Source organism: Lysobacter sp. Root494, from assembly GCF_001427225.1.
Classification (GTDB): Bacteria; Pseudomonadota; Gammaproteobacteria; order Xanthomonadales; family Xanthomonadaceae; genus Agrilutibacter.
Map to the genome: position 1 here is coordinate 213,680 of NZ_LMFH01000006.1, position 22,903 is coordinate 236,582.

Consider the following 22,903-nt stretch of genomic DNA (forward strand, 5'->3'; position numbering starts at 1 on the left):
GCGATTGTTCCACCGCCGGAGGACGGCACTTTGCTGCCGGTATCGCTTTCGCCGATCGGTTGATGCAATTCCCGGCCCGACTTTCAAGCCTCGACCGCCGCGGAGAAGCGGTAGCCGGCGCCACGCACGGTCTGCACCATGCCGTCGAGCTGGTGCGGTTCGAGCGTCTTGCGCAGGCGGCGGATATGCACGTCGACGGTGCGTTCTTCCACGTAAACGCTGCCGCCCCACACGTGGTCGAGCAGTTGCGTGCGCGAGTACACGCGCTCGGGATGGGTCATGAAGAAATGCAGCAGGCGGTATTCGGTCGGGCCGATCTGCACCGGCTGCTCGCTGCCATCGGTATGGGCGAAGACGCGGTGCGCGGCGCCATCGATGCGCAGCGGGCCTACGCCGACGCTGCCGTCTTCATCGTCTTCGCGCGAACGCCGCAGCACCGCGCGGATGCGGGCGAGGAGTTCACGGGCCGAGAAGGGCTTGACCACGTAATCGTCGACGCCGGCTTCGAGGCCGCCGACCCGGTCGTTCTCCTCGCCGCGGGCGGTGAGCATGATGATCGGGATCTCGCGGGTCAGCTGTTCCTTGCGCCAGCGACGGGCGAGTTCCAGGCCGCTGGTGCCGGGCAGCATCCAGTCGAGCAGGATCAGGTCGGGCACGCGGTCGGCGATCGCGGCCTGCGCCTCGCGGGCGTCGCCGGCATGGACCGGGTCGTATTCGCCCTTGCGCAGGGCGAAGGACACCATGTCGCGGATGGCGGGTTCGTCTTCAACGATGAGGATGCGCTTCTGCACGGGGCACCGGAGGAAAGGGCGGGGGAAGCCTGAAGTCGCACCAGTACACTACCGTTTTGTGACTGACCGATGACACGCGCAACGGGCAATTCGGCCCGGGCGGCGGCTTAGTTCCGCCGCAGGTCTTCGTCGCGGATACCCTGGCGCTTGAGTTCGAGCACCGTCGGCGTGATCGCGGCAATCCGCGCATCGATGCGGGAGCGGGCGTAGTAGTCGAGATCGGAACGGCGCTTGAGCGTGTTGAGCTGGACGAGCGCCTGTTCGGCGCGGCCATTCAGGAACGCGGCTTCGGCGTAGGCTTCGCCCGCGCGGACGGGATCGCCGGCGATCTCGCTTGCACGCGCAAACACCTGCTGGAACTCCGGATCCTCGCTCGACTGCCCCAGCAGCGGCCGCAGGATCGCCTGCGCCCGCTTGCCTGCCGCCGGCGTATTGCGTTCGGCCAGCACGCGTGCATAGGTGAGTGCGGCGGGGCGGTTTTTCGGCATCGATTTCAAAATGGCTTCGAAGCGTGCGTCGGCGGCTTCCGGCTTGCCTGCGCGCGCTTCGGCCTCGCCCAATGCGAGGGTCAGCCAGAGATCCCCGGGATGCTTGTCGAGCAGCTCGGCGAACATGGGGGCCGCGGCTGGGCCCTGGTTGGCGCGCAGTTTCGCCACGGCCGTGCCGTAGCGCTGTGCATCGTTCAGCGGCTTGCCTTTCGCCATGCGCTCGTATTCGCGGATGGCGTCGCTCGGACTGTTGGCGCTGAGCACGCGCAGGCGCTCACGGGCGAAGTCGAACTGGCCCGTACCGCCGCTGGCGGTCGCCGGCCCGATCTTCAGTCCACCGGGCAGCAACGGGTTGTCGCTGGCGAGGTCTGCCGACGTGAAGCGGGCCGGCGCGCGCGCCATCTTCTCGGCCAGGTCCTTGGCTTCGCTGATGCGCGTGGTGGTAACCGGGTGGGTCATCAGGTAACTCGGCGTCTCCCCGTAATAGCCGGCCCGATTGGCACGCGAACGCGAATTGAGCGTGCCGAAGAAGCCAGCCATAGCGCCGGTGTCGTAGTGGGTGCGTGAGAGCGTCTGGATGCCGATGCGGTCGGCTTCGGACTCGTTCGAACGCGTGTAATCGATCTGCCGTTGGTACATGAGGCCCTGCGCGCCGATCACCGCCGCTTGGATCGCGTCGTCGGAGGAATTGCCACCGGCCGCGCCCGCCGCGACCACGGCGCCCAGCATCGCCAACAGGATCGGAATGCTGTCGCGTTGCGCACGCTCCACCGAGCGGAGCACATGTTGTTGCGTCACGTGCGCGATTTCGTGCGAGAGCACCGCGGCGACTTCGTCCTCGCGCTCGGCGGCCAGCACCAGTCCCGAGTTGACGCCGACATATCCCCCCAATGTGGCGAACGCGTTGATCTGCCGCTCGCGCAGCATGAAGAAGGTGAAGGCTTGCTGCGGCTTGTCGCTGTTGGCGGCCAGACGGGTGCCTAGCGTGTCGAGCCAGCTGGCGATCAGCGGATCGTCGAGCGTGTAGTCATAGTGGCGGAGTTGCGCGAGCATCATGCTGCCGTATTCCTGCTGCTTGCGCGGTGTCAGCAGTTCGCCGGCGGACGAGCCAATATCCGGCAAACGCGATTCCTGTGCGGACGCGCAAACGCTGGCCAGGGCGAAAACGACGGCGGCGGAGAGCAGGGTGATGCGGCGCAAGCGGGGAATCCTCGAACTAACGGCCGGCAGGATGCGGGCAGGTTGAACCGGCGGTGTGAATCACCGGTTAATCAATGTAAGCGACGCGAGGCCAAGTGTTCGGCCATCGCAAGTCACTGTTCCGAATACAGGGTGTGGAAAACTGGCAGCCCCGAGCCCATATTTCGACCAACGAAGCATTCGCAAGTTTCCAGGAGCCGGCCTTGAGCGATACCCCCCGCATACTGATCTATACCACTGCGGTCTGCCCTTATTGCGTGGCCGCGAAGAATTTCCTGAAGAGCAAGGGCCAGGCCTGGACCGAAATCCGCGTCGATGCCGATCCCGCCGAACGCGAGAAGATGGTCGCCCTTACCCGGCGCACCAGCGTGCCGCAGATTTTCATCGGCGATACCCACGTCGGTGGATACGACGACATGATCGCGCTGCATCGCGCGGGCGGCCTCGAGCCGCTGCTGGAAAGCGTGGCATGAGCGGCCCCAGCGAGAAGGACCGGGTCGGCGAATTCACCGCGTTTCGCAAACGCATGAACGAGCGGATCCTGGCCGAACCCAACCAGGTCGTCCGCCGCTTCTTCGCACTCGATACGCAGACCTACCAGGCCGGCGCGCTCGACGTGAAGACGAAGGAGCTGCTGGGTCTCGTCGCTTCGCTGGTCTTGCGCTGCGACGACTGCATCAGCTACCACGTGGCGCAATGCAAGGAAGCGGGCGTGAACCGCGACGAGATGTTCGAAACGTTCTCGGTGGGCCTGGTCGTCGGCGGTTCGATCGTGATTCCGCACCTGCGCCGCGCCGTGGACTTCCTCGACCAGCTGGAAGCCGGGGAGGCCGCTTCACTCGACGCACACGACCATGGTTGAAGGGACGCCGCCATACGGCGCACACGCCATCTGACATAATTACAGGTTCTAAGCCCCCACTGGCGCCACGCTCCGAGCGTGGCGTCGGCCTGTCTGGAATCTTCAAATGACGACAATTACGGTTATCCGCGGCGACGGCATCGGCCCGGAAATCATGGACGCCACTCTGCACGTGCTCGACACGATGCAACTGGGTCTTCAATACGAATTCGCCGACGCCGGCCTGGTCGCGCTGGAAAAGCACGGCGAGCTGCTGCCGGCCGCGACCATGGATTCGATCCGCAGGAACCGCATCGCGCTGAAGTCGCCCCTCACCACGCCGGTGGGAGAAGGCTTCTCCTCGATCAACGTGGAACTGCGCAAACGCTTCGACCTGTACGCCAACGTGCGTCCGGCCAAGTCGTTCCCGAACACCAAGTCGCGTTTCCCCTCTGGCGTGGACCTGATCACGGTCCGTGAGAACACCGAAGGCGCCTACATCGGCGAAGGCCAGGCGCTCTCGGAAGACGGCGAGACCGCCGTGCTCACGCAGAAGGTCACTCGCCGGGGCTCCGAACGCATCGTGCGTTACGCCTTCGAACTGGCCCGCAAGACCGGCCGCAAGAAGGTCACCGTCGTGCACAAGGCCAACATCCTGAAGTCGACTTCGGGCCTGTTCCTGCGGACCGCGCGTGCCGTGGCCGCGGAATACCCCGACATCCAGTGCAACGAGATGATCGTCGACAACACCTGCATGCAGCTGGTGATGAAGCCGGAACAGTTCGACATCATCGTGACGACCAACCTGTTCGGCGACATCATTTCCGACCTCTGCGCGGGCCTTGTCGGTGGACTCGGCCTGGCGCCGGGCGCCAACATCGGCACCGACGCGGCAATCTTCGAAGCCGTGCATGGTTCCGCACCGGACATCGCCGGCAAGGGCATCGCCAATCCATGCGCGCTGCTGCTCGGCGCCGTGCAGATGCTCGAACACCTGGGTCTCACCGAGAAGGCCGAACGCCTGCGCGCCGCGATCATCGCGACCTTGCAGGCCAAGGATTCGCTGACGCCCGACCTCGGCGGCGAAGGCAACACGATGAGTTTTGCCACGGCGATCGCCAGCCGGGTGTGACCGCACGTGGCAATGGTGGAACCAAATGGGGCGCTTCGGCGCCCCGTTTCGTTTTCGCGACTGTCGTTTCGCGAGCAATGCAGCAGCTTTCCGCTATCCCGCTCGACAGGGTCTTTGTTGCATTGCAAAATAAATACGTATGTCTTCATCCGGATGAAAAGATGAACAAGGCCGTCCCTCCCGGTGTCCCACCCAGTGCCGTGGCACTGGCGCCCCTGTTGCTTTTTCTGGCGCTGTTCTTCGGTGCTGGCCTGTATTTCACCGCGCAGGGGGAGGCCATGGGCTTCTACCAGCTACGTGCACCGGTCGCGATTCTGCCGGCACTGGCGCTGGCGGCCTTCATCGCGTGGCGCCGCAAGCTCAAGCCGCTGGAAACGCTGCTTAAGGGCATGGGCGACCACAACGTCGTGCTGATGTGCCTGATCTTCCTGCTGGCGGGTGGCTTCGTTGAGGTCTCCAAGGCGATTGGCGCGGTCGACGCGATCGTTTCGCTCGGTATCGGTAACGTGCATCCGGCGCTGCTGTTGCCTGCGCTGTTCGCTGTTGCGGGTTTCATTTCGCTGTCGCTGGGTACCTCGATGGGCACGATTGCCGCGGTCGCGCCGATCGCGCTCGGCGTTTCCGACGCGTCCGGGCTCGACCGCGCGCTGGTACTCGGCGCAGTGATCGGGGGTGCGACGTTTGGCGACAACCTCTCGGTAATTTCCGACACGGCGATCGTCGCCAGCCGCACCCAGGGGTGCTCGATGCGCGACAAGTTCCGCGAGAACCTCAAGCTCGCGCTGCCGGCCGCGGTGCTTACCCTGATCGTGCTGGGTTTCGTCGGTGAGACCGCGCCCGTGCAGACGCTCGAACCGGCTTCGCCCTGGCTGGTGCTGCCCTATGTTGTCGTGCTTGTGCTGGCAGTTCTCGGGCTCGACGTGATTCTCGTGCTCGGCATCGGACTGGTGCTCGCGGGTTTCATCGGCGCCTGCCTTGCGGACGACTTCGGATTTGCGGCCTACGCGACGCACATCTGGGACGGTTTCGAAAGCATGGTTGAAATCATCCTGCTGTCGTTGCTGGTGGGTGGACTTGGCGCCCTGATGAAAGCCACGGGTGGGCTGGCATGGCTGGCGCGGGTCATCGGGCGCTTCGCACGCGGGCACAAGAGCCGCCGTGCCGGTGAAATCAGCATCGCCGCGCTGTCGGCGACGACGGATGCCTTCACCGCCAACAACACGGTTGCCATCGGCGTGCCGCCGGCGCGGGCGGCGAGCGTGCTGGATATCCTTGCCTGCGTGACCCAAGGACTGTTGCCATACGGCGCGCAGATACTGCTGGCCGCGTCGTTAGGCGCAGTGTCTCCACTGGCGATCGCAGGAAAGGTCCACTACGCGTGGCTGCTGGGAGCCGTGACGATCAGCTTCATGTTGTGGCCCGCGCGAAAGTCATCGCACGAGTCCTCATCCGCAGTCGTACCGGCGGAGAGTTGATCAGATAAAAGGGCGCTGAAGCGCCCTTTTTCAATGCTTTATTCCGCTCAGTTCCGCGACTGCAGCTTGGACAGCAATCGCAGGAATTCCACGTACAGCCACACCAGCGTGACCATCAGGCCGAACGCGCCGTACCACTCCATGTACTTCGGCGCGCCTTGCTCCACACCGGTTTCGATGAAGTCGAAATCGAGCACCAGGTTGAGCGCGGCGATCACCACGACGAACAGGCTGAAGCCTATGCCGACGATTCCCGACTCGTGGATCATCGGAATGTTGATGTTGAAGAAGCCCAGCACGATGGTGGCCAGATAGACCAGCGCGATGCCGCCAGTTGCCGCCACCACGCCGAGTTTGAAATTCTCGGTGGCGCGGATCAGCCCCGAGCGATAGGCAAACAACAGCGCGAACAGCGTGCCGAACGTGAGCAGCACGGCTTGCAGCACGATGCCTTCGAAGCGCGCGTTGTAGAGCGCCGAAATCGCGCCAAGAAAGAAGCCTTCGACAATCGCGTACAGCGGTGCCGTGACCGGCGCCCATTCCTTCTTGAACACGGTGGCGAGCGCGAATACGAGGCCGCCGATAGCGCCGCCCAGCAGATATGGCATGGCGCCGACCGGACCTTGCGGCGTGAATTCGATCTGGTTCCAGGCGAATGCAGCAGTGATGACGCTGAGCAGGAGCAGCAGGCCCGTCTTGTTGACGGTGCCGTTCAGCGTCATCGCGGAGTTGTCGCCGCGAACGACAATGCCGGTGGCAATATCGAGGAACGTGGATTCCTTCAGAGCGGGGTTGCCACTGCGCATCATGTCGATTGTCCTTGCTGTGTTCGGCTGAGCATACCCAAAGGCGCGTCGCGTTCCGTCATTGACACAATGGGGTGGGGCACCCAAAATGTCCGACCTTTCGCGGCGTTGGTGCGCACGAAAGTACCGGCCTCGGGGTATAGCTCAGCCTGGTAGAGCGCCAGCTTTGGGAGCTGGATGTCGTGGGTTCGAATCCCTCTGCCCCGACCATCTTCCAAGCGGCATCCGGTTCGAACATCCAGCTTGAATGCGTGCGTCAGCTAAGATGTGAATCTGGCGCCCGTAGCTCAACCGGATAGAGCACCGGCCTTCTAAGCCGGTGGTTGTGGGTTCGAGTCCCGCCGGGCGCGCCAGAAAGTTGTTTAAAAACGCAGCAAAACAAGCTTTATGGTGGCTGTAGCTCAGTTGGTTAGAGTACTGGATTGTGATTCCAGATGTCGGGGGTTCGAATCCCCTCAGCCACCCCAATTCGCGGAGTTTTTTGTTGCCGGGTTTGCCAAACAAAAACGGTTTGCTTACAATTTCGCTCCCGTTAGTTCGGGGCCGTTAGCTCAGTTGGTAGAGCAGTTGACTCTTAATCAATAGGTCCAAGGTTCGAATCCTTGACGGCCCACCAAATGAAACAGGCACTTAGGTCTTCCCTAAGTGCCTTTTTTATTGCCCTCGGTTCGGCGTTTCTTTCCTGTCGCTTTCCCACCGTTGGTGGAGAAGTTTGATATCGAAATTCCGCTATTCGCCGGCGGCACTCGATGCGGAAGTGGCGGAATTGGTAGACGCCCTGGATTTAGGTTCCAGTGCCGCAAGGCGTGCGGACACCACCACTTGAGGTGCGCTCAGCGCGTCTGTTTGCCGGATAGAATTGAGGCGTGCTGGGGAGCACGGGGGAATATGAAAGGGAAGCAATCACCTAAGGGAAGGTGGAACCAAGTGCGAATCGCTGCTCGCCGCGAAAAGCGCCGTCTAGCGCGCCGCGGTAAGCACTACCACGGAATAGATCTGGACGATCTATTGTCGAAGCACCATCCCAGGCCGAATCCGGCTTATCGGCAGCCCAAGCGTCACAAGCTTCGCGGCAAGCGTTTCATCGACATTCCCGCGCGTCTTGACTGCGTCACGGACGCGGACTGGTCCCTCTTGGCGGGGGTGCTCAACACCATTCGAGACATCTCCCTTCGGGGCGGATACCGCCGAGTAATCCTCAATTTTTACGATGTCGTTTCGATGGCGCCGGCCGCGGCAGTCGCGCTGGTGGCTGAGATTCAGCGTTGCCGCGAGTTCTGCGATCGTCGAACTGACATCACCGGCACCTACCCTAACTCCCATGACGTGGCGGCGCTTCTCTGTGATGTGGGCTTTTTCAAAGCGCTGGATATTCGTGAACCCCCTAGGCCCAAGGCCTTCGACCGCAAGACTTACGTCCAGATCAGTCGGAAGAACTCCAACGTCCCTGAATTCGCCGACGAATTGCTGGCCTGTTTCGAGGAGGTCTTCGAATTTGACCCCGCAGATCGCCGGCGTCTTTACGTAGCGCTGCTGGAATCGATGGACAATGTGTTCGAGCACGCCTATCCGACGGACTCAAAGGCTCCGCATTTCATAAGGGAGTGGTGGTTGTTGGGGCTCGGTGACCGCGACCAACGTACGATCAGTTTTACGTTCTACGATCAGGGCGCCGGCATCCCAGCAACGATTCGAGGCCGTCAGCCAGATAGGATCAGGAATGTATTAGGCAGATGGTCGGATGGGCAGTGGATCAAGCGTGCGGTTGAAAAAGGCGTGTCCCGGCATCAGTCTCGTCGACGTGGGCACGGGCTTCAAAAATTGCGTGAGTTCATTCAGGAGCTTGATGTGAACGGCTCGCTTCGCGTGGTTGCGAATCAAGGGCTCGCAGAATTTTCGAGCAGCGGCCACGTGACGGTCGGGGCAATTACAGAGGAACTTAATGGGACCCTTGTTGTCTGGCAGATCCGAGACGTTGACGTCAACGTGCCTCAAGATTCAGATGGAGCACTCCCCCATGCAGCCTAGTATCCGCTACACCGTGGCGACCACCTTTTCTCGTCGACCGGGCGGTCGAAAGCGAGCTAATGGTGTGCACTCTGGCGAGGAGTTCCGCGAGGACGTAGCGCGCGCCTTGCTGCAACAGTATGAGCATGTTGTTTTCGACCTTTCCGGCGCTGCGGGCTACTCTTCCGGCTTCCTCGATGAGGCCTTTGGCGGATTAGTCCGCTATTACAAGATCGAAGAGTTGCGCCAGAGAATTGAAATAGTCGCCGAAGACGATCCTGGCGCCGTAGAGACCGCGTGGGCACGGATCAAAGACGCCGACAAAGAGGCAAGACACTAAAGGAGCGGTGCATGGCAGATGGTGGGGGGACACCGCTCTGGCTCACTCTCGTGTTGCAAGTCGCGACCGTTGCAGGAACGCATCTTTTTGCGCGAAGCAGAGAGAAGTCGAAAAGCCACGAGGACATCTTGCGCGAATGGCGCAAAAGCCAGCAGCAATTACTAAGTGATTGCGCGGACTTGGCTAGGGACCATTACGTCAATCCGGCAATGATTACCGGAACATCGGTATCTGCTGCCAAGATAATGGATCGGTTAAGGCGATTTCGCGCGCAGTTTGGCGACGTGCTGGTGGTCGACGCCGCAGATTCTGCGGAGGCAAACCGGCTCTTTGTCCAGCTAAACAACCTGATCACGGGGCCTGACGATTTCCAGGACCCTGGGCGGGCACCTCGTGCTATTGGCGATCCGATGTTCGACAACATTCGAGGGTGCGAAGAAGCCCTTTCTCGGAACCTTAAGAAGCCTCGGAAGATCAAGTCGTAGAGAGTAGGAAAAGCCTTACAAAAACGCGAGGCATTACCTGATTGTCAGCGGCACGCTCTACGGCGACGATGGCGGCACACTTCGGAGCCGCACCATGGCCACGATTGATTCCCTACTGGTCGAACTGTGCGCCGCCGCACTCGAAGGCGATAAGGAGGCTGCCGCGTTCCTACGTATGTTCGCGCCTTGGGCGGCAGAGCAAACTGTTAGCGCAGCCGAAGGTCACCTGGCAACTTATCCGCGCGAACGCCCTTGAACGAAGCCTGTCGCTTGGGAGACGGTCGCGTGCTGTTCTACGGCACCCCGGATGATGCGCCGTTAATCCACGCGCTCTAATTTTAAACAGTCCGTTGCAAGGTTCCCGTTACCGCTTCAATAGGGGTGGACCACTCGCGCGGGTCGGTGTACAGCAGCTCCAGGGCAACCAGCCCGTCTTGCGTGATCACGATCTGACCGCCGCCCTTTTCTACCAGCCCTCGCTGTTGCAACGCGCGCAACGTCACAATTGAAGCTCGACTTCCTGCAATCGATACGACGCGGGCATCACGCCACAGCTCGCCCTGCCACGCTGCCAAAAGCATCTCCTGTTGCAGCGCGCGCAGCGGCGCTGCTATTGATGGCGGCAAATTGGGGATCGTGCTCATTTGCACGAAGCCTGCCCCTAGGCTCTGCAGAGGCGTAACTCCTGCGGGTGCCCTTACGGCTACGTGCTCAGGGTTAGCCGCGGTTCTCTCCGCATGGGCGCGAAATCCCTCTTCCCATCGGGCGCGTGTTTGATCATCGATTCGCTTTCGTCTGCGGACCATGGAGCCATGGTAGGCCTGTGCGTCGCAATGGCTGCGAAAGAACCCGGCCCCGGGCGTCGCTGTCACGCGCATGCGGCCAAGTGGCTGGGCTCCTAAGCGTGCGCTACACAAGCAATGTAGGAAAAGTCCTACGCAGCACCGTGGCCCTCTTCTATAGCTCGCAGCTGACTAGCACGGGCATTATGGCGCATGACACCACAGGTCCTCATAGAAGCCCTAAGCGCCGCAGCTGTTGCTGGAGATGCCAAGGCAGCCTTTGGATGCTGCGTCAGCTTTGAGTTGTACGTTCGACGGCTGCACTGATGCAAAAACCGTACGATCGTTAGGACTGAAGGATCACAGGGGACGAAGAACATGACGGCAATGCGGTGCCCAATCTGCGAGACGGAAGGTGCTGTCTACGTGCAGGGCTATGGCAGCAACTATGAGGTGAATTGCCCTGTCTGCAAACGTTTTAGGATCACCTCCACAGCAGAGACAATAGTCGAGCACTGGGACACGTCAAAGCGACTCCTGTTGGCAGGGCGGGCCCGGAGGCACTGGAACGACACCAACCGTCCAATGATGGTTACAAGCGAGACTGCAGAAGGCATGGATGGCCCCGTGCTGACAAGCGTGCTGCAGAAGCAGGACGCATTGCTGTCGGACATCGCGAGTCAGTCACGCCATCCAGGCTCAGTAGTGAATCTCGGGCCGTTCGACTGTGTGATATTCGACGGCGCTCCGGGTGATGAGTTGGGTTACCACGTTCAATCCATGGTTGACCGCGGGCTGCTTCAAGCTCGTCGAACGATCAATGAGATCGTTATCACGCCTCAGGGTTGGGAGCACCTTGAACAGCTGCGTTCGCCCCTCGGTGGCAATCGTTCCGATATCTTCGTCGCCATGTCTTTCAAGGAGGCTCTCCGAGGAGCATGGGAGGACGGAATCAAGCCAGGTGTGGCAGCTGCCGGCTACCGCGCAAAACGCGTGGACAGCGACGCCCACAACGACAAGATCGATGATCGAATCATCGCAGGGATCCGCGCTTGTTACGCAGTCGTAGTTGATGTAACCACCCAAAATGCAGGCGCTTACTTCGAAGCCGGCTTCGCTATGGGCGTAGGGCGCCCAGTCGTTTGGACCGTCCATGAAGAAGATTTGCCGAACCTCCATTTCGATACCAGGCAGTTCCGCCACATTGTCTGGTCGAACGAGTTGGACCTGTGCGCGAAGCTAACGACGCACCTCCTCGCGGTATTCGGTCGCGGTCCGCTCGTATAAGCCGACGGGTTTCGATAGATCGATTAGCAGCTTTTCGACCGGAGCCCCAATGATTCGGCATACAGTCCCAGCGAAAGAAGCTCCTACATACCGCGCGGCTATGGCGGCCATGGAGCGCTTCGGCGAACACGCCGCACCTGAAGCCTTTAAATGGGTTGGCTGGTCGGTTGCCATTGCTGCAATCGAAGTGGTTCGCCGCCGCACCGATGCCGATTGGTTGCTGGCTGGAGAAGTCTTGCTAGCATTTCTTGTGCTCTCCCGCATCACTTGGCGTCTCTCGCCAAACAGAGCTCCAGAGATCGAAGAATCAGATGGTAGTGTCACGTTCGAATTGACGGGCAAGGGGACTGCCTGGAGCTTCGCTGTCGGTTTGGTTTGCTGGGCTCTAATGTTGACGCTAACCCTTGGCCTTGCAGACTTGATAGCTGACTCCGAACTCTTAGCCACCGACGTGCCGAGCGCAATTCGCGCCCCACAACCAGCAACACCCAAAGTGGCGTCTCCAGCAAGTGGAGAAGTTATTCAGACCCGGTGAAGTACAGCCAGGGGATCGCTGCCGCCTTGGCTCTGGGCCGGGAACGCAACGCGCACTTGGGAGCCTACGGCCATCGCGATCAAATAGCGGTCCTCCTATCGGACACGGATCCGACATCAGCGAAAACCGGGGGCTCCGCTCTTGGTTCAAGGCAGGATTTCTACCTTGCAGGAAAGTCACTGCAACTTTGGAAGTAGCCGGAATTTCGGCTTTCAAGCGCCAGAACTGGCGATTGATCGTCCCGAAACTTTTCAAAATTGAATTTTGACGGTGCGAAAATTTCAGGAGGGGCGCGAGTCGTGTCGACCAGTGGCCAAAGTTTTACCCTCCCCCTCCCCTTGGCGGCAGGGTATCGCGCAACACCCGCCGCTCTGCTGTATCGGCGGGCAAGGCACGCTTCCGTAGGAGCAGAACACGCAGCAATCGCCGGGCTTGGGCTGCAAGATCGCGCCGCACGCATAGCAGTCGTGGAAGTAGCGGCAGGCATCGGCCGGCATGACTTCGGTCGACTGCGCACCGCACAGCGGGCAGGTCAGGACGCTGTGCATTTCCAGCGGAGCAGCAGCAGACCGCTCATTACGCCAACGCCGCCATCAGCGAGGGTTCGATGCGTGGCCATGCTATGGCGAGCAGCACCGCCAAGGAGGCTCCACTCATCAGACCGAGCGTTGCAGGCGAGATGCGCGCCTTACGCCGGACCGACTCGCGCCAGATCCACAGCCATGCCACCACCGTGACCAGCAGTGCAAGCAGCGTCATCCATCCATGCGCCTTGCCGAACCACGCCAAGACGCCACCCGCCGCAGTTGCGGCGATGGCCGGAAAGGCCAGCGGAAGTACGCAGCAGGCGCCGCAGGCGACTACCGCGGCGACGGCAGTTGCGATCGAAGATCCGGCTACTCCCGTCGACTTCACCGGAGCCGCCGGAGTGTCGCAGGCGCCGCAGCAGGAAGCGGCATCGGCCTTGGGGTCATGGAACGGTGCGAGCAGTTCGTCGGCGCTCCCGACGGCATCCGGCGGGACGGTGATGGTCAACACCACCTCTTCGCCAGCCACCATGTCGAACGCCAGGAAGGCGCAGCAGTCTCGTTCGCGTGCCACCATTTCCTCGATATCGCCCAAGGCCGATGCCTCGTAGACCAAGGTCAGGGTGGGGCCCTGCCGATCGAGGCGGTGGAGCGATCTCTGGTTCAGGGCCGCGATCCATGCCACGCGTTCGCGAAACGCATGGGCTTCCAGTGAGCAGGCGGGACCGGACGGTGCAGGGGTGGTGGTCATTGAAGTTCTCCTGGGAGGGAATGCCCGCTACCCTAGGACTTCAAGCTACTTGAGGTTCAAGCCCCCATGACCAGCGAAATAAAGATCGGACAACTGGCGAAAGTGACCCACACCACGCCGCCGACCATTCGCTATTACGAAGACATCGGCCTGCTGCAGCCTCCACCCCGCCAAGCGGGCAGCCAGCGGGTGTACGGCGACGGCGACGTGCGTCGTCTGACTTTCATCCGCCGGTGCCGCGAGTTCGGGTTTTCGATTGACCGGGTGCGCGTGCTCGCGTCGTTGGTGCAGGACCGCGAGCGTTCCTGCATGGAAGCCCGCGAACTGGCGTTTTCCCATTTGGTCGAAGTACGGGAGAAGCTGCAGGAGTTGCAGGAACTCGAGCACAGCATCGCCGCGTTCGTGGATAGCTGCGACCAGTCCTGCGCGGGCGGCGTCGGCGCGGACTGCGTGATGTTGGAAGAGCTGTCGGCACCGGAGAACACCGCGGCTTCCCGTGCAACGCGATCCGGTTGCTGTGCACCAGTAACTGCCGACAGGAAGTCACGGTGACGAAAACCGCGCTCGTCTACATCGGTGCGGCCATGGCCGAGATCGCCGGTTGTTACGGCTTCTGGTTGTGGTTGCGTGAAGGCAAGTCCGCGTGGATTGTGCCGGGCGCCCTGCTGTCGCTGATTGCCTTCGCTTGGTTGCTGACGCTGGTCGAGGCTAACGCCGCCGGCCGTGCGTATGCGGCGTATGGCGGCGTGTACATCGCGGCGTCGCTGTTCTGGCTGTGGCAGATCGAAGGTATTCGCCCGGACCGGTGGGACGTCATCGGCGCGGGCATCTGCCTGGTGGGAGCTGGGATTATTTTGTTCGCACCGCGCAGTACGCCGATTGTCTGATCCGCGCCTGTCAAAGTGCCTTTCAGTCGGAATCAGTCGCGGCCTCTTTCTCCTTTCGCTTCGCGCCTGAGACGTCCATGACGGCTTCGGTGACTGCCATAACGTTCTCGAGGTCGATCATGTCAGCGACCTGTTCCCGGGTGATGTGCGGGTAATTGCGCTTCAGCGCCGCGGTCGTTGCGTCGATCACAGCGTCGATCTGCCAGCGATCGAAACCCACCTCGTCGGAGAAGCTTGAAAGAGCACCGGCCAATCCCTCCAGCGCGCGGAGCGATAGCGGCGGCACAACATAGGTCTCGCCGCCAAGTTCGAGTGGGATGCCTTTGAAGGGGACGGTATTCATGCTGATAGGGTTCTTTACTCTCAGAGCTTGATTAGGCCGCCAGCGTGGCCGCGGCGCGTTGCGTAGCGGACTCCGTCAGTCAGTCCGGCTGGATTGCGTCGCAGGAAGTCGCTGAAACCGCGAGGATCGTGCGCGACGATCTGGTATGTCGCTCCCGCTTCCTGCTGCGTTCGGCCAGCCATGCCGCGAATCGTTTCGGCGTGCTCGGCCGGCAGCACCATTTCCTTCGCATGTAGCTGAGTCAGGGGATTCATACCGGCGGGGATGTCGAAACCGCCGGCAGCGCTGGCGCTCGCACCCTTGTTCTTCATCGCCATGACGGCCGCAAAGACCGTCGCCATCGCCGCCAAGGCGAGGATGGGCCCGACGTATGGGATAGACGCCTGCGACTCAGCGGCACCGGCGCCGGCGGTTGCTGCACTGGCGCCGATCTTCGCCCCAGACTCAGTGGACTTTGCCGAGATTGCCTGAGTCGCTCCCTGCACACCCAGTGCGCGCATCACGCCGTTAACCATCTTCTGAACCGTGATTTCCAGGTTCGCGAACAACTTTGTCATCACGAGTTTCCGGCCCAGAAACCCGACGAACGCCTGCAGCATTTGATCCCACAGCTGCTGCATTCCCTGCCTGAGGGTCATCTGTCCGGCAAGCATGCCGGCGACAGTGTGGGCCCAGCCCTGCCGCACCTCTTGGCCGAACTCCTGCAATGGCGCTTTTGCCTCGAGCAAGGATTCGCGCTTCAGGTCTAGAACCTTCTGCTCGTGCTCGTTTTCGATCTCGTATAGCTCTTCCTTCAGCTGAGCGAGGGCCTGCGGGTTGTGGTCTGGGTCAGCCTCGTACAACGCCAGCCGGTCGTCCAGGGACTTCTTCTTGAGCTGGTAAAGCTCGTCTTCGAACTCGATCTCGCGCGCGATACGCTGCTGCGCGTTGATCTCGCCCAAGGCATATTCGAAGTCTGCTTCAGCACGCGCTGCTTCAATGCGTTGCGCTGCGTGCTCGCGCTGGTATGCGGCCGCCTGGGATTCAATCGCTCGAATCTGTTCTGCCTTTTCCCGCTCGGCGCGGACGATGGCCTGCGAGGCCTCGCGGAACTGCTTGCTGTTCTCGCCGTAAATCTCCCGGGCTTCGTCCGCCATCTTGCGAAGGATCTGCAAGCGCTCGTCGTAGTTGTTCTCCCAGCCCTGCAGCTCTTCCTTGAGTCGGTCCATCGCGTCGCGAAAGGATTCATCGCGCAGGCGTTTTGCCTCGGCAGCAGCACGACGCGCCGCCGCGGCGCCACTACCGCCGCCACGACTGGTGTCGGCTTCACCGGTACCGCCCTTCTCCACACCGGAGTCAGTGACCTTTGGACCGTTGACCAGTGGATCCCAGATCTTCCCGAGCGATTCACGGGTCGAGTAGGCGCCCGCCATGATCTTGTCGAAGGCCTCGCTGACATTGCCCTGCCATCTGCCGACGGCCGCCTTGCCCGCTTCCAACGCGCCGGTGAAGTCCCCGGCCAACAGCTTGTTGAACACGTTCGCGAAGCCGGTCACTGTCGTGACGATGTTCTTGAAGGCCGCGACGATGACCGCCCAGACGATCTTCACCGCATAAGACAGGCCGTAGAACAGGCTGGTCACGACGGCGATCGCCGACTTGATCGCGAGCAGCGCGGACGGGCCCTGGCTATTGAGCCACTCGGCGAGGTCACCCAGCACCGGTAGCAGTGCTTGTCCGATCGCGTTCATTACCGCATCGAGGATGTCCTGCATGTCGTTCATCGCAGCGCGGAATTTTTCGCTGCTCTGGACATTCTCCTGGCCGACGATCAAACCGAGCTCAGTCGCCTTCTGTTTCGCTTGCTCCAGGCGTTCGGCGTTCAAAGCCAGCAGCTCGGACGAGACGTTTACTCCCTTGCCGAAAAGTTGAGTCGCGGCGATGTTGCGGTCGGTGCCTTCCTTGAAGCCGCGAAGCTTCTCCAGAGCTTCGATCACCAGCGTGTTCTGATCGCGAAATGCACCGTTCGTGTCGCGAGTCTGGACCCCATAGCCCTGCAGGGTCTTCTCGTTGACCTTCAGCTGCTGGTCGAGGCCCCGAACCAACTTCAGGTAATCGTTGCTGGTGGCGTTCACGTCGCCCAGCGCCATGTTGATTACTGACGCCTGCGTCGCGCTAACGCCCAGCGCGCGCCCAAGCTTCTGCGCTTCAGTGGTCAGTTCGGCCGATTTCTGGGCCGCCCGACCGAGGAACGCGCCAGCACCAACGACAACCGCCAACTGCGCCCAGGCCGTGGACACACCGGCGACGATGCCATTCAAGCCAGCGAACCGGCCCTTGACGACGTTCGCGAGCTGTTCGGCCGCCGACTCCGAGTTCTTCATCGAAGCCTTGGCCTGATCGCTCATAGCCTTGAGCTCGTCGCGCATTCCATCCATCGCACCAGCGAAGGTCTCCTTCAGGAGCTTCGTGGCCGTGATGAATTCTTGGTATTGCGCCTCGATGCGAACGGAAACACTCATAAGATGAGCCCTTCATCACGGAGCTCCTTTTCCATCTCCATGCGTCGCTGCAAGCGCTGATGCAGGCTCTCGGCGTATTTCACGGCATCGGGATGCGGGTCGACCCTTCCCTGAAGCTGGAGCTCTTCGAGAGATTCTGCATCCAGTTCGATCACCGCATTTGGCTGATATCGAACGCCGTTGTGCTGAAGCGCGGAGAGGACTCGTACCTTTGTGGTTTTCATGCGCTGATTTCCTCTTGGACATTTGCCTTCACGGCGCGGTCGATTTGCCTTTTCAACTCGAGCAATTCCTTGCGCCAGGCGGGCACCTGCTCCCACAGTCCGTAGAAGGGGAATCGAGCATCGGTGTAGCTGTGGATACCGCATTGGCTCAGCTTTTTTTGCTCAGCTGCTACCAGTTCATTGGCGGCGATAAGGCTCTCAACGGCCCGGATGATTTCATCGACAGCTGCTCGATAAGGCGCACCGCTGTCGCTTGCGAACATCCGTCGCTCGGCATTTTCTCGAGCCACTCGAACAACCTGGCCCTGCCGTTGGATTGCCCGCTCGAGTTGAGCCGATTGCTCCGACAGCACCTTGTGCCGTTCACTGCGGGCGTGGTGGCTGTCCTTATCCGGCTGCGGTACGCCCGGCTCCATCGCCAGCGCCTTCCGGACCGGATCCTCCGGCTCAAGCACAGCATTGGAAGATTGCTTTGCGGAAAGACGTGCCAGTTCTTGATCAACTGCTTCTTTCTTCGCAGCTAGGTCGCTGAGGACCTGCTCGGCTTCCCGAAGATTCATGTCGTCACGGATTGTCTTCATGTCCGTGTCCTTAGCGGCTCTTGGTTCGGCGCCAGGCTGCAATCTTCGCCTCGACCTCCAGCGCGCGCTTCATGCGCAGGGGCTGGTCAGCTACAAGCTGTTCCAGGCGTTCCAAGCTCCTGTTGTTGGGAACAGCCCCCAATGACAGCAGGAACGCAGGGGCGGCCATGTGGGCCCGCAGCTGGCGGAATAGTGCTGACGGGGGATTGGTGAGGTTGTTCTTCATCGAGGGCACTCCTGCCAAGTGGGAAACAAGTTCGCTTGAACGATGCACCCTCAAACGGAACCGAACTAAGTGACCTTTCCGGTTTTTTTCATAGCGGTCGCAAGCCGCCGGACGTAGCGAGGACTGACGTCGAGGTACCTGGCGATTTTGCTAGCCGCATTGCGGTTGTATTCGCCGACGCTAATGCGGTTTCGTATGGCGTGTTCGATGAGGTCACGTCGAGAGGTTTCTCGGCGTTTCTCCCCTGAGCGCTCGCCGCCTTTGCGACAACCCTCCAAGCGAGCTTTCGCATATTCCAGGAGTTGGTCGTTGCTCCAATCGTTAGGCTGCTTGCGGCTCACCAGTGGTCACCTAGCGCACCAATTTCCGGTTCTCCAGGACCCGAAGGTCCTTCGCTTTCATCACGGATGCGATTGGGCTCATTGCAGCGAACGGCTTGGCTTTGGGTTTTGCGACGTGGTTGTTTTTCCCATGCGTCCCGCGCAATGAGTTCAGATGAGAGTTCAGAAGCGAGTTCGTATCCTGCCCGCATACCTAGTTCGGGACTGCGCGCATACCCAGTTGCCGTCATGCCCGCATGCCTAGATGCACTGACGCCCCGCGCGTCGTCTGGGCCTGCCTGCATGCCTAGATTCCGTGTTCGTTGCGGGTTAGATGCAGCGCGCGGCCGCCTCGGATCTGGGCCTGCCTGCATACCTAGAAGGCTGGCGATCTCGCGCATCGCTGCAGCCTTCTCCTTGGAGGGAATTGCAGGCGAATCTGAGATCACGTAGCGGTTCGCCTTGCGCAGGCCTGGGCGAATGACCCGGATGTACTTCAGATCCTCGAGGCGGCGCAGGCTCACCTTGACGTTGGAGACTGCGATCGCTGCTTGGCTGCTGATGCGCTTCGGACCGGGATACGCCTCACGTCCCGCGTCCGCGTGCTTCAGGAGAACCGCGTACACCGCAAGATCGCCGCGCGCCAGCCGCCAATCCATGCAGGCATGTCGGAGCGCATGCAATTCGTCGAGCGCGGTCGGGCGATCATTGCTCATCACCGTCACCGATCCCGCGGCCGCTGGCGAGTTCCAACGAGTAGCGGGCAACATGCGCAACCCTGCCGCCGCGCGCGGGGGCGGCGATCATGGTTGCCTCAATAGGCCAGCCCATCCGGCGGAGATCGAAAACGTACGCGCCTAGGCGAGTTGTGCCGATCGCTTCTACCGCTTCTAGCGGCGTGAGGCTTTTGCCAGCCTCCAAGGCCTCGAGGATCTTCGCCGCCACCGTTCCCTGCTTGGGCCTGCGACGCGCGCACGTGCCTTCGCGGTTGTATCCTTCCTCTGCACTCAGCCCGCCAGCCTGTGCCACATTGCCCGCCTCGTGCGGGCTTTGTTTTATCTGGCTCATGCGTCCACCTCACCGTCACCGACGGGCAAGGTGTTCTTGATGAATTCTCCCAACCAGTGACGGTGTTCAGTCCCATCCTGGTCAGCCTTGATTGCCGCGGCGAGTGTCAGGCAGTACTGGTGCGCGCCGGCCAACTGGATAGCAACCATTTCGCACATAGCGGGCGTAGTCGGATTGTTGCTCGACAACGAAAGCAACGCTCTGGACATGCCTTCGGCGATCTGGGGCAGTTGTTCCAGCAGGTAGACGGTGAGCATCGATGTTGCGCCCGTCGGCGTGGTTTCTTTCCGGAGGGATGCGCTCATTCCCGCGGCTCCTTCGCGGAGTCATAGGCGCGCAGCCGCTGGAACAGTCGTTGGAGGAGGTCTGGAGCGTCACTCCACTGAGGGTGTTTCGGATCCATCTCACTGGCGAGAATGAGGCAACGTTCCAGAGTGATCTCGAGTTGGATCACCACTTCTTCGCAAGAGCTCGGATCCGGCGCGTGCGCCAGCGCATTGAGGGACGAGGACAATCCATTGGCGAGGCCAGGAAGCTGTTTCGCCAATGCACTGCAATTGGGCGAAATCTTCATTGCGCCCCCTTCTTGGAGAAGCGCGCGCTCGCCTTCTTGCGCTGGGCCTCAACCCATTCGTTGATGTCGTCGACGTGGTAGTACGCGCGAGCACCCAGGCGGGTCACTTTCGGGCCGATCCCCAAATGCGCCCAGCCTTCGACGGTTCGATAGTTGAGCCCGTATCGGTCGCAGAATTCCTGCCGAGGAAGCAGTCTGTCGAACTCCGTGGTCTTAGGAGTATTAACGGGTTGATGCGAGTCGGTTTGCATTTGGAGCGTCCAGTTAAGTAACGCTCCGTATCTTTATGATCGAATCTCTGCCTGTCTTTCTATTCGTTCGCTTCGGAATTAGAAAACTGCGCGCCTTCGGCTTCCAGGCGCTTCTTCCAGGCGTAGTACGCGGCACGGACTGTTTGTGGCGACTTATTCCACTTCTTGGCCGCGACCGCGAACGCGCTCGTCTCATCTTCCACGGTGGTGTTGTGGCCGGCGGCGATGAGCTCGCAAACGTCTAGGTGCATCTCGAAGTCGCGCTGATCCATAGGATGCCTGGTGTGCCACTCGGGAGGCTGTGGACGTCCAGGTAAGCGAATAGCATCATCCAGAGGCATGCCATGCAGGACGCTCCAGAAGGCGTCCGCCAAGAACTCCAGGATGAAAGGTTCGATTTCTTCGCCGGCGTGCACCCGCTCCGCGAAGCGTCGAAGGATGGCCGCATGGTGGTAATCAAGAGGCCATGGGAGCCCCGCGCCGGCGGCCCACCTGCTTCCGAGGTCCGTGGAAAGCTGGCGGAATATTTCATCGCAGTCTTCGAGCTTGTCGTCCGCGAATAAGTTGGGGAGATCGGGGTACTTCAGCTCCCACGCACGCAAGGCCGGCGACTCCTTACCGGCCTTGCGCTTCACTGCCTTCTTTGCGGTCTTCTTCTTGACCATTTCAGGTCTGCTGCAGCGCGCGCGGCGCCCGCGGGAAGGGGGCGGTGATCGTCGCGGACATGTCAGGCCTCCAACTCCGGCACCCTCAGTTCCGCTTCCATCTTCTCCAGAAGCTTCGCGCGTTCCTCCGCCGACATCCTGCGAACCCCCTGCAAAAACTTGTATTCATCGGCGTTAACGATGAGGTACTTCTCACATTCATTTGCCATGCTCGTTTTTCCCCTTCAACGATTGTGGAAAGGCGCGGGAGAACCGCGCCGATTTATCCGGCCTTCGCCGGAAACTTGACGACGTTGCTCTTGCCCTTGGGATCGATCTTCGCCCTGATGTAGTTCTCGAGCGTCTGCAGCGCGGCCAACTTCTCCGCCTTGAAGTCGTGCAGGTTGTAGTGCTTGCCGCCCACGCTGTTGTCGACGTGGTTCTGGACCCGATCGCGGTGTTCTTTTGCGACTCCAGCCGCAGCCATCGCCGTCTCCGCCGTCCGGCGAAGGTCATGCGGGGTGAATCGCTCCAGCTTGTGCGCCCCCTTGTTGTAGGCCTCCAGCGCGGCGTCGAGCATGTTCTTGCGGCACTTGTCCGTGAACTTGCCTCCCCGGGTTGCCGGGAAGACGAATTTGGAGGCCGTGAACTCGTCGCCGGCGGCTTCCGCCTCCGCCTTCTGGGCTGTTTCCGCGGCCAGCTGTGCGTCGACGATCGCGCGCAGGGTAGGGGTCAGCGGGACCAGGTGCGGGCGCTTGTTCTTGGATCGCGCCGCCGGCAGGGTCCATTCGTCGGCGTCCAAGTCGAGCTCTGTCTTGGGTAGGCCTGTCGCTTCAGTCGGTCGCGCGCTGGATAGCAGTTGAAACCGCAGGGCCGCGGCATAGGCGGCCGGCATATAGCGATCGCCATCCGTGAGAGCCCAGAAGGCGCGCAGGTCGTGGGCGCTGCTCAGCTCGCGTTCCCGGGCCTTGGCAGGCGTAGCGATCTTCATGCGCGCGCACGGATGTTCCGTGACCACTTCGGCGTCGATCCCGAAGGAGAAGAGCTTCTTGACCAGCGCCAGCACGCCGCGCGCCTCGTAGGGGCGGGGCGGGAGCTTTTTGGCCTTGTCGCCGAATTCGATGGGGGCGAGCAGGGTGCGTACGTCTGCCCGGCTGATGCTGGCGGCCTTGCGATGGCGCCAGGCAGGCAGGATGTAGCGATCGATCCGTCGCCGATCCATTTCGGCGCTGCGCTTGGCCGGTGCGTGTTCTTTCAGGTACCGCTCGCAGAGCTGGGCGACGGTGGATCCCCTGCGAACCTCTGCACGCTTAGCTGCCTTGTCGATGCCGCGCGCTGCGTCGCCGATCGCCTTCGCGGCCTCGGCGCGGAACATCGCAACGGCCTTGCCGTCGCGACCGAGGTACGGGCCCAGCGTCGCGAGCACCTGCTTCCCGGCTTCCGGCCCATCCTTGAGGGTGTAGCGGGCGGCGAAGGTTTTCGCGCCCGCAGCCGTTACCACCAGGCAGAAGCCGCGCGTCTCGGAATCGCTGTACACCGTAACGCGACGCCCGGGCTTCGGCTTCGCGCGCCGGCAGAAGTCGTCCGTGATGTGCACCCTCGACGTGGTACCGCGAGTGGATCCTGCTGCCCCGGTTGACCCATTGACCATGGCGCTGTTTCGTTCCTGTCACTTTACTGGCGTGCGAAACACTACGAAACAGATTGTACCTAGTCAATAGGAATAGCGTGTTTTTACGTGGATATTCCTGAATATTCGTCTCTTGTTTCTTTCCCTGCAAGGGGCTGGAAATTGACTCTTAATCAATAGGTCAAAGGTTCGAATCCTTGACGGCCC

Annotated in this window: 31 protein-coding genes and 4 tRNA genes; 16 read left to right on the top strand and 19 right to left on the bottom strand. The window is 61.2% G+C overall.

Features of this window, described 5'->3' with window-relative positions; all coding sequences use genetic code 11:
• Window positions 1-83: 83 nt before the first annotated feature.
• Together phoB and ASD14_RS10265 are read right to left on the bottom strand one after the other, a co-directional pair.
• Window positions 84-791, bottom strand: coding sequence for a phosphate regulon transcriptional regulator PhoB (gene phoB / locus ASD14_RS10260; protein WP_056132946.1), 708 nt, complete (start codon window positions 789-791; stop codon window positions 84-86).
• A gap of 107 nt (window positions 792-898) precedes the next feature.
• A complete protein-coding gene (locus ASD14_RS10265) occupies window positions 899-2,479 on the bottom strand; it encodes a M48 family metalloprotease (RefSeq protein WP_082538907.1) in 1,581 nt (526 codons plus the stop codon).
• Between the two features lie 203 nt (window positions 2,480-2,682).
• Between ASD14_RS10265 and grxC the strand changes: the two genes are divergently transcribed.
• From grxC to ASD14_RS10285, 4 genes are all read left to right on the top strand, one after another.
• Window positions 2,683-2,952, top strand: coding sequence for a glutaredoxin 3 (gene grxC / locus ASD14_RS10270; protein WP_082538928.1), 270 nt, complete (start codon window positions 2,683-2,685; stop codon window positions 2,950-2,952).
• Entirely contained in the window at window positions 2,949-3,341 is a 393-nt protein-coding gene (locus ASD14_RS10275) for a carboxymuconolactone decarboxylase family protein (RefSeq protein WP_056132949.1), read from the top strand. Before grxC ends, ASD14_RS10275 begins: the two co-directional genes overlap by 4 nt.
• A gap of 106 nt (window positions 3,342-3,447) precedes the next feature.
• On the top strand, window positions 3,448-4,452 hold the full coding sequence (locus ASD14_RS10280) for an isocitrate dehydrogenase (RefSeq protein WP_056132953.1): 1,005 nt from the start codon (window positions 3,448-3,450) through the stop codon (window positions 4,450-4,452).
• Between the two features lie 161 nt (window positions 4,453-4,613).
• On the top strand, window positions 4,614-5,927 hold the full coding sequence (locus tag ASD14_RS10285; protein WP_056132955.1) for a Na+/H+ antiporter NhaC family protein: 1,314 nt from the start codon (window positions 4,614-4,616) through the stop codon (window positions 5,925-5,927).
• Between the two features lie 47 nt (window positions 5,928-5,974).
• Here the strand turns inward: ASD14_RS10285 and ASD14_RS10290 are convergent, their stop codons facing one another.
• Window positions 5,975-6,733, bottom strand: a complete 759-nt coding sequence (locus tag ASD14_RS10290; protein ID WP_056133510.1) for a Bax inhibitor-1/YccA family protein — start codon at window positions 6,731-6,733, stop codon at window positions 5,975-5,977.
• Between the two features lie 133 nt (window positions 6,734-6,866).
• On the opposite strand from ASD14_RS10290, the gene ASD14_RS10295 reads away from it, so the two are divergent.
• The 8 genes from ASD14_RS10295 (at window position 6,867) to ASD14_RS16075 (ending at window position 9,821) form a co-directional block, all read left to right on the top strand.
• A tRNA-Pro gene (locus ASD14_RS10295) sits at window positions 6,867-6,943 on the top strand.
• A gap of 66 nt (window positions 6,944-7,009) precedes the next feature.
• Window positions 7,010-7,086, top strand: a tRNA-Arg gene (locus tag ASD14_RS10300).
• 37 nt (window positions 7,087-7,123) lie between these two features.
• Window positions 7,124-7,200: transfer RNA gene (locus tag ASD14_RS10305), tRNA-His, on the top strand.
• A gap of 73 nt (window positions 7,201-7,273) precedes the next feature.
• Window positions 7,274-7,349 (top strand) — tRNA-Lys (locus ASD14_RS10310).
• Window positions 7,350-7,660: 311 nt separating this feature from the next.
• Window positions 7,661-8,761 (top strand): ATP-binding protein, encoded by a 1,101-nt coding sequence (locus ASD14_RS16065; RefSeq protein ID WP_157475259.1) that lies wholly within the window; start codon window positions 7,661-7,663, stop codon window positions 8,759-8,761.
• The gene (locus ASD14_RS15760; RefSeq protein ID WP_235565378.1) at window positions 8,751-9,080 is read left to right on the top strand and encodes an STAS-like domain-containing protein; all 330 of its coding nucleotides are present in this window, start codon (window positions 8,751-8,753) and stop codon (window positions 9,078-9,080) included. The genes ASD14_RS16065 and ASD14_RS15760 overlap by 11 nt, the downstream gene beginning before the upstream one ends.
• An 11-nt stretch (window positions 9,081-9,091) precedes the next feature.
• The gene (locus ASD14_RS16070) at window positions 9,092-9,565 is read left to right on the top strand and encodes a hypothetical protein (RefSeq protein WP_157475261.1); all 474 of its coding nucleotides are present in this window, start codon (window positions 9,092-9,094) and stop codon (window positions 9,563-9,565) included.
• A 94-nt stretch (window positions 9,566-9,659) separates the two neighbouring features.
• Window positions 9,660-9,821 (top strand): hypothetical protein, encoded by a 162-nt coding sequence (locus ASD14_RS16075; protein WP_157475263.1) that lies wholly within the window; start codon window positions 9,660-9,662, stop codon window positions 9,819-9,821.
• 82 nt (window positions 9,822-9,903) lie between these two features.
• Here the strand turns inward: ASD14_RS16075 and ASD14_RS10330 are convergent, their stop codons facing one another.
• Complete coding sequence (locus ASD14_RS10330) at window positions 9,904-10,209, bottom strand: hypothetical protein (RefSeq protein WP_056132967.1); 306 nt, start codon at window positions 10,207-10,209, stop codon at window positions 9,904-9,906.
• 723 nt (window positions 10,210-10,932) lie between these two features.
• On the opposite strand from ASD14_RS10330, the gene ASD14_RS10335 reads away from it, so the two are divergent.
• Together ASD14_RS10335 and ASD14_RS16080 are read left to right on the top strand one after the other, a co-directional pair.
• A complete protein-coding gene (locus tag ASD14_RS10335) occupies window positions 10,933-11,634 on the top strand; it encodes a nucleoside 2-deoxyribosyltransferase (protein ID WP_235565379.1) in 702 nt (233 codons plus the stop codon).
• A 49-nt stretch (window positions 11,635-11,683) separates the two neighbouring features.
• A complete protein-coding gene (locus ASD14_RS16080; RefSeq protein WP_235565380.1) occupies window positions 11,684-12,169 on the top strand; it encodes a hypothetical protein in 486 nt (161 codons plus the stop codon).
• A gap of 281 nt (window positions 12,170-12,450) precedes the next feature.
• Here ASD14_RS16080 and ASD14_RS16520 read toward each other — a convergent pair whose 3' ends face one another.
• Entirely contained in the window at window positions 12,451-12,717 is a 267-nt protein-coding gene (locus ASD14_RS16520) for a GDCCVxC domain-containing (seleno)protein (RefSeq protein ID WP_235565381.1), read from the bottom strand.
• A gap of 28 nt (window positions 12,718-12,745) precedes the next feature.
• A complete protein-coding gene (locus tag ASD14_RS10340) occupies window positions 12,746-13,447 on the bottom strand; it encodes a hypothetical protein (protein ID WP_056132974.1) in 702 nt (233 codons plus the stop codon).
• Between the two features lie 66 nt (window positions 13,448-13,513).
• Between ASD14_RS10340 and ASD14_RS10345 the strand changes: the two genes are divergently transcribed.
• On the top strand, window positions 13,514-13,999 hold the full coding sequence (locus tag ASD14_RS10345) for a helix-turn-helix domain-containing protein (RefSeq protein WP_056132977.1): 486 nt from the start codon (window positions 13,514-13,516) through the stop codon (window positions 13,997-13,999).
• Window positions 13,996-14,334 carry a YnfA family protein gene (locus ASD14_RS10350; protein WP_056132981.1) on the top strand — a complete coding sequence of 113 codons (339 nt, stop codon included), beginning with the start codon at window positions 13,996-13,998 and terminating at the stop codon, window positions 14,332-14,334. Before ASD14_RS10345 ends, ASD14_RS10350 begins: the two co-directional genes overlap by 4 nt.
• 22 nt (window positions 14,335-14,356) lie before the next feature.
• Here ASD14_RS10350 and ASD14_RS10355 read toward each other — a convergent pair whose 3' ends face one another.
• The 13 genes from ASD14_RS10355 to ASD14_RS10400 all read right to left on the bottom strand — a co-directional run bounded on the left by ASD14_RS10355 (window position 14,357) and on the right by ASD14_RS10400 (window position 22,663).
• Entirely contained in the window at window positions 14,357-14,677 is a 321-nt protein-coding gene (locus ASD14_RS10355; protein WP_056132984.1) for a hypothetical protein, read from the bottom strand.
• Window positions 14,678-14,697: 20 nt separating this feature from the next.
• Complete coding sequence (locus tag ASD14_RS10360) at window positions 14,698-17,178, bottom strand: hypothetical protein (RefSeq protein WP_056132987.1); 2,481 nt, start codon at window positions 17,176-17,178, stop codon at window positions 14,698-14,700.
• Window positions 17,175-17,402 (bottom strand): hypothetical protein, encoded by a 228-nt coding sequence (locus ASD14_RS10365; RefSeq protein WP_056132990.1) that lies wholly within the window; start codon window positions 17,400-17,402, stop codon window positions 17,175-17,177. The genes ASD14_RS10360 and ASD14_RS10365 overlap by 4 nt, the downstream gene beginning before the upstream one ends.
• Window positions 17,399-17,983 carry a hypothetical protein gene (locus tag ASD14_RS10370; protein WP_056132992.1) on the bottom strand — a complete coding sequence of 195 codons (585 nt, stop codon included), beginning with the start codon at window positions 17,981-17,983 and terminating at the stop codon, window positions 17,399-17,401. Before ASD14_RS10370 ends, ASD14_RS10365 begins: the two co-directional genes overlap by 4 nt.
• A 10-nt stretch (window positions 17,984-17,993) precedes the next feature.
• A complete protein-coding gene (locus tag ASD14_RS10375) occupies window positions 17,994-18,209 on the bottom strand; it encodes a hypothetical protein (RefSeq protein WP_056132994.1) in 216 nt (71 codons plus the stop codon).
• Between the two features lie 337 nt (window positions 18,210-18,546).
• Window positions 18,547-19,245, bottom strand: a complete 699-nt coding sequence (locus tag ASD14_RS16085) for a hypothetical protein (protein ID WP_157475269.1) — start codon at window positions 19,243-19,245, stop codon at window positions 18,547-18,549.
• Window positions 19,235-19,597, bottom strand: a complete 363-nt coding sequence (locus tag ASD14_RS10380) for a helix-turn-helix domain-containing protein (protein ID WP_056132997.1) — start codon at window positions 19,595-19,597, stop codon at window positions 19,235-19,237. Before ASD14_RS10380 ends, ASD14_RS16085 begins: the two co-directional genes overlap by 11 nt.
• Window positions 19,594-19,902, bottom strand: a complete 309-nt coding sequence (locus ASD14_RS10385) for a hypothetical protein (RefSeq protein WP_157475271.1) — start codon at window positions 19,900-19,902, stop codon at window positions 19,594-19,596. Before ASD14_RS10385 ends, ASD14_RS10380 begins: the two co-directional genes overlap by 4 nt.
• Window positions 19,899-20,171, bottom strand: a complete 273-nt coding sequence (locus tag ASD14_RS16090) for a hypothetical protein (protein ID WP_157475273.1) — start codon at window positions 20,169-20,171, stop codon at window positions 19,899-19,901. The genes ASD14_RS10385 and ASD14_RS16090 overlap by 4 nt, the downstream gene beginning before the upstream one ends.
• Window positions 20,168-20,422 (bottom strand): helix-turn-helix domain-containing protein, encoded by a 255-nt coding sequence (locus ASD14_RS16095; protein ID WP_157475275.1) that lies wholly within the window; start codon window positions 20,420-20,422, stop codon window positions 20,168-20,170. The genes ASD14_RS16090 and ASD14_RS16095 overlap by 4 nt, the downstream gene beginning before the upstream one ends.
• A 59-nt stretch (window positions 20,423-20,481) precedes the next feature.
• Complete coding sequence (locus tag ASD14_RS10395; protein ID WP_056133006.1) at window positions 20,482-21,087, bottom strand: hypothetical protein; 606 nt, start codon at window positions 21,085-21,087, stop codon at window positions 20,482-20,484.
• 62 nt (window positions 21,088-21,149) lie between these two features.
• Window positions 21,150-21,296 carry a hypothetical protein gene (locus ASD14_RS16100; protein ID WP_157475277.1) on the bottom strand — a complete coding sequence of 49 codons (147 nt, stop codon included), beginning with the start codon at window positions 21,294-21,296 and terminating at the stop codon, window positions 21,150-21,152.
• A 53-nt stretch (window positions 21,297-21,349) separates the two neighbouring features.
• Complete coding sequence (locus ASD14_RS10400; protein ID WP_056133008.1) at window positions 21,350-22,663, bottom strand: site-specific integrase; 1,314 nt, start codon at window positions 22,661-22,663, stop codon at window positions 21,350-21,352.
• Window positions 22,664-22,903: the final 240 nt, after the last annotated feature.

Coding starts and splice junctions, on each gene's coding strand:
- ASD14_RS10275 (WP_056132949.1), top strand. CDS start 2,949: ATGAGCGGCCCCAGCGAGAAGGACCGGGTCGGCGAATTCACCGCGTTT.
- ASD14_RS10280 (WP_056132953.1), top strand. CDS start 3,448: ATGACGACAATTACGGTTATCCGCGGCGACGGCATCGGCCCGGAAATC.
- ASD14_RS10285 (WP_056132955.1), top strand. CDS start 4,614: ATGAACAAGGCCGTCCCTCCCGGTGTCCCACCCAGTGCCGTGGCACTG.
- ASD14_RS10290 (WP_056133510.1), bottom strand. CDS start 6,733: ATGCGCAGTGGCAACCCCGCTCTGAAGGAATCCACGTTCCTCGATATT.
- ASD14_RS15760 (WP_235565378.1), top strand. CDS start 8,751: ATGCAGCCTAGTATCCGCTACACCGTGGCGACCACCTTTTCTCGTCGA.
- ASD14_RS16070 (WP_157475261.1), top strand. CDS start 9,092: ATGGCAGATGGTGGGGGGACACCGCTCTGGCTCACTCTCGTGTTGCAA.
- ASD14_RS16075 (WP_157475263.1), top strand. CDS start 9,660: ATGGCCACGATTGATTCCCTACTGGTCGAACTGTGCGCCGCCGCACTC.
- ASD14_RS10330 (WP_056132967.1), bottom strand. CDS start 10,209: ATGAGCACGATCCCCAATTTGCCGCCATCAATAGCAGCGCCGCTGCGC.
- ASD14_RS10335 (WP_235565379.1), top strand. CDS start 10,933: ATGATGGTTACAAGCGAGACTGCAGAAGGCATGGATGGCCCCGTGCTG.
- ASD14_RS16080 (WP_235565380.1), top strand. CDS start 11,684: ATGATTCGGCATACAGTCCCAGCGAAAGAAGCTCCTACATACCGCGCG.
- ASD14_RS16520 (WP_235565381.1), bottom strand. CDS start 12,717: ATGCACAGCGTCCTGACCTGCCCGCTGTGCGGTGCGCAGTCGACCGAA.
- ASD14_RS10340 (WP_056132974.1), bottom strand. CDS start 13,447: ATGACCACCACCCCTGCACCGTCCGGTCCCGCCTGCTCACTGGAAGCC.
- ASD14_RS10345 (WP_056132977.1), top strand. CDS start 13,514: ATGACCAGCGAAATAAAGATCGGACAACTGGCGAAAGTGACCCACACC.
- ASD14_RS10355 (WP_056132984.1), bottom strand. CDS start 14,677: ATGAATACCGTCCCCTTCAAAGGCATCCCACTCGAACTTGGCGGCGAG.
- ASD14_RS10360 (WP_056132987.1), bottom strand. CDS start 17,178: ATGAGTGTTTCCGTTCGCATCGAGGCGCAATACCAAGAATTCATCACG.
- ASD14_RS10365 (WP_056132990.1), bottom strand. CDS start 17,402: ATGAAAACCACAAAGGTACGAGTCCTCTCCGCGCTTCAGCACAACGGC.
- ASD14_RS10370 (WP_056132992.1), bottom strand. CDS start 17,983: ATGAAGACAATCCGTGACGACATGAATCTTCGGGAAGCCGAGCAGGTC.
- ASD14_RS10375 (WP_056132994.1), bottom strand. CDS start 18,209: ATGAAGAACAACCTCACCAATCCCCCGTCAGCACTATTCCGCCAGCTG.
- ASD14_RS16085 (WP_157475269.1), bottom strand. CDS start 19,245: ATGAGCAATGATCGCCCGACCGCGCTCGACGAATTGCATGCGCTCCGA.
- ASD14_RS10380 (WP_056132997.1), bottom strand. CDS start 19,597: ATGAGCCAGATAAAACAAAGCCCGCACGAGGCGGGCAATGTGGCACAG.
- ASD14_RS10385 (WP_157475271.1), bottom strand. CDS start 19,902: ATGAGCGCATCCCTCCGGAAAGAAACCACGCCGACGGGCGCAACATCG.
- ASD14_RS16090 (WP_157475273.1), bottom strand. CDS start 20,171: ATGAAGATTTCGCCCAATTGCAGTGCATTGGCGAAACAGCTTCCTGGC.
- ASD14_RS16095 (WP_157475275.1), bottom strand. CDS start 20,422: ATGCAAACCGACTCGCATCAACCCGTTAATACTCCTAAGACCACGGAG.
- ASD14_RS10395 (WP_056133006.1), bottom strand. CDS start 21,087: ATGGTCAAGAAGAAGACCGCAAAGAAGGCAGTGAAGCGCAAGGCCGGT.
- ASD14_RS16100 (WP_157475277.1), bottom strand. CDS start 21,296: ATGGCAAATGAATGTGAGAAGTACCTCATCGTTAACGCCGATGAATAC.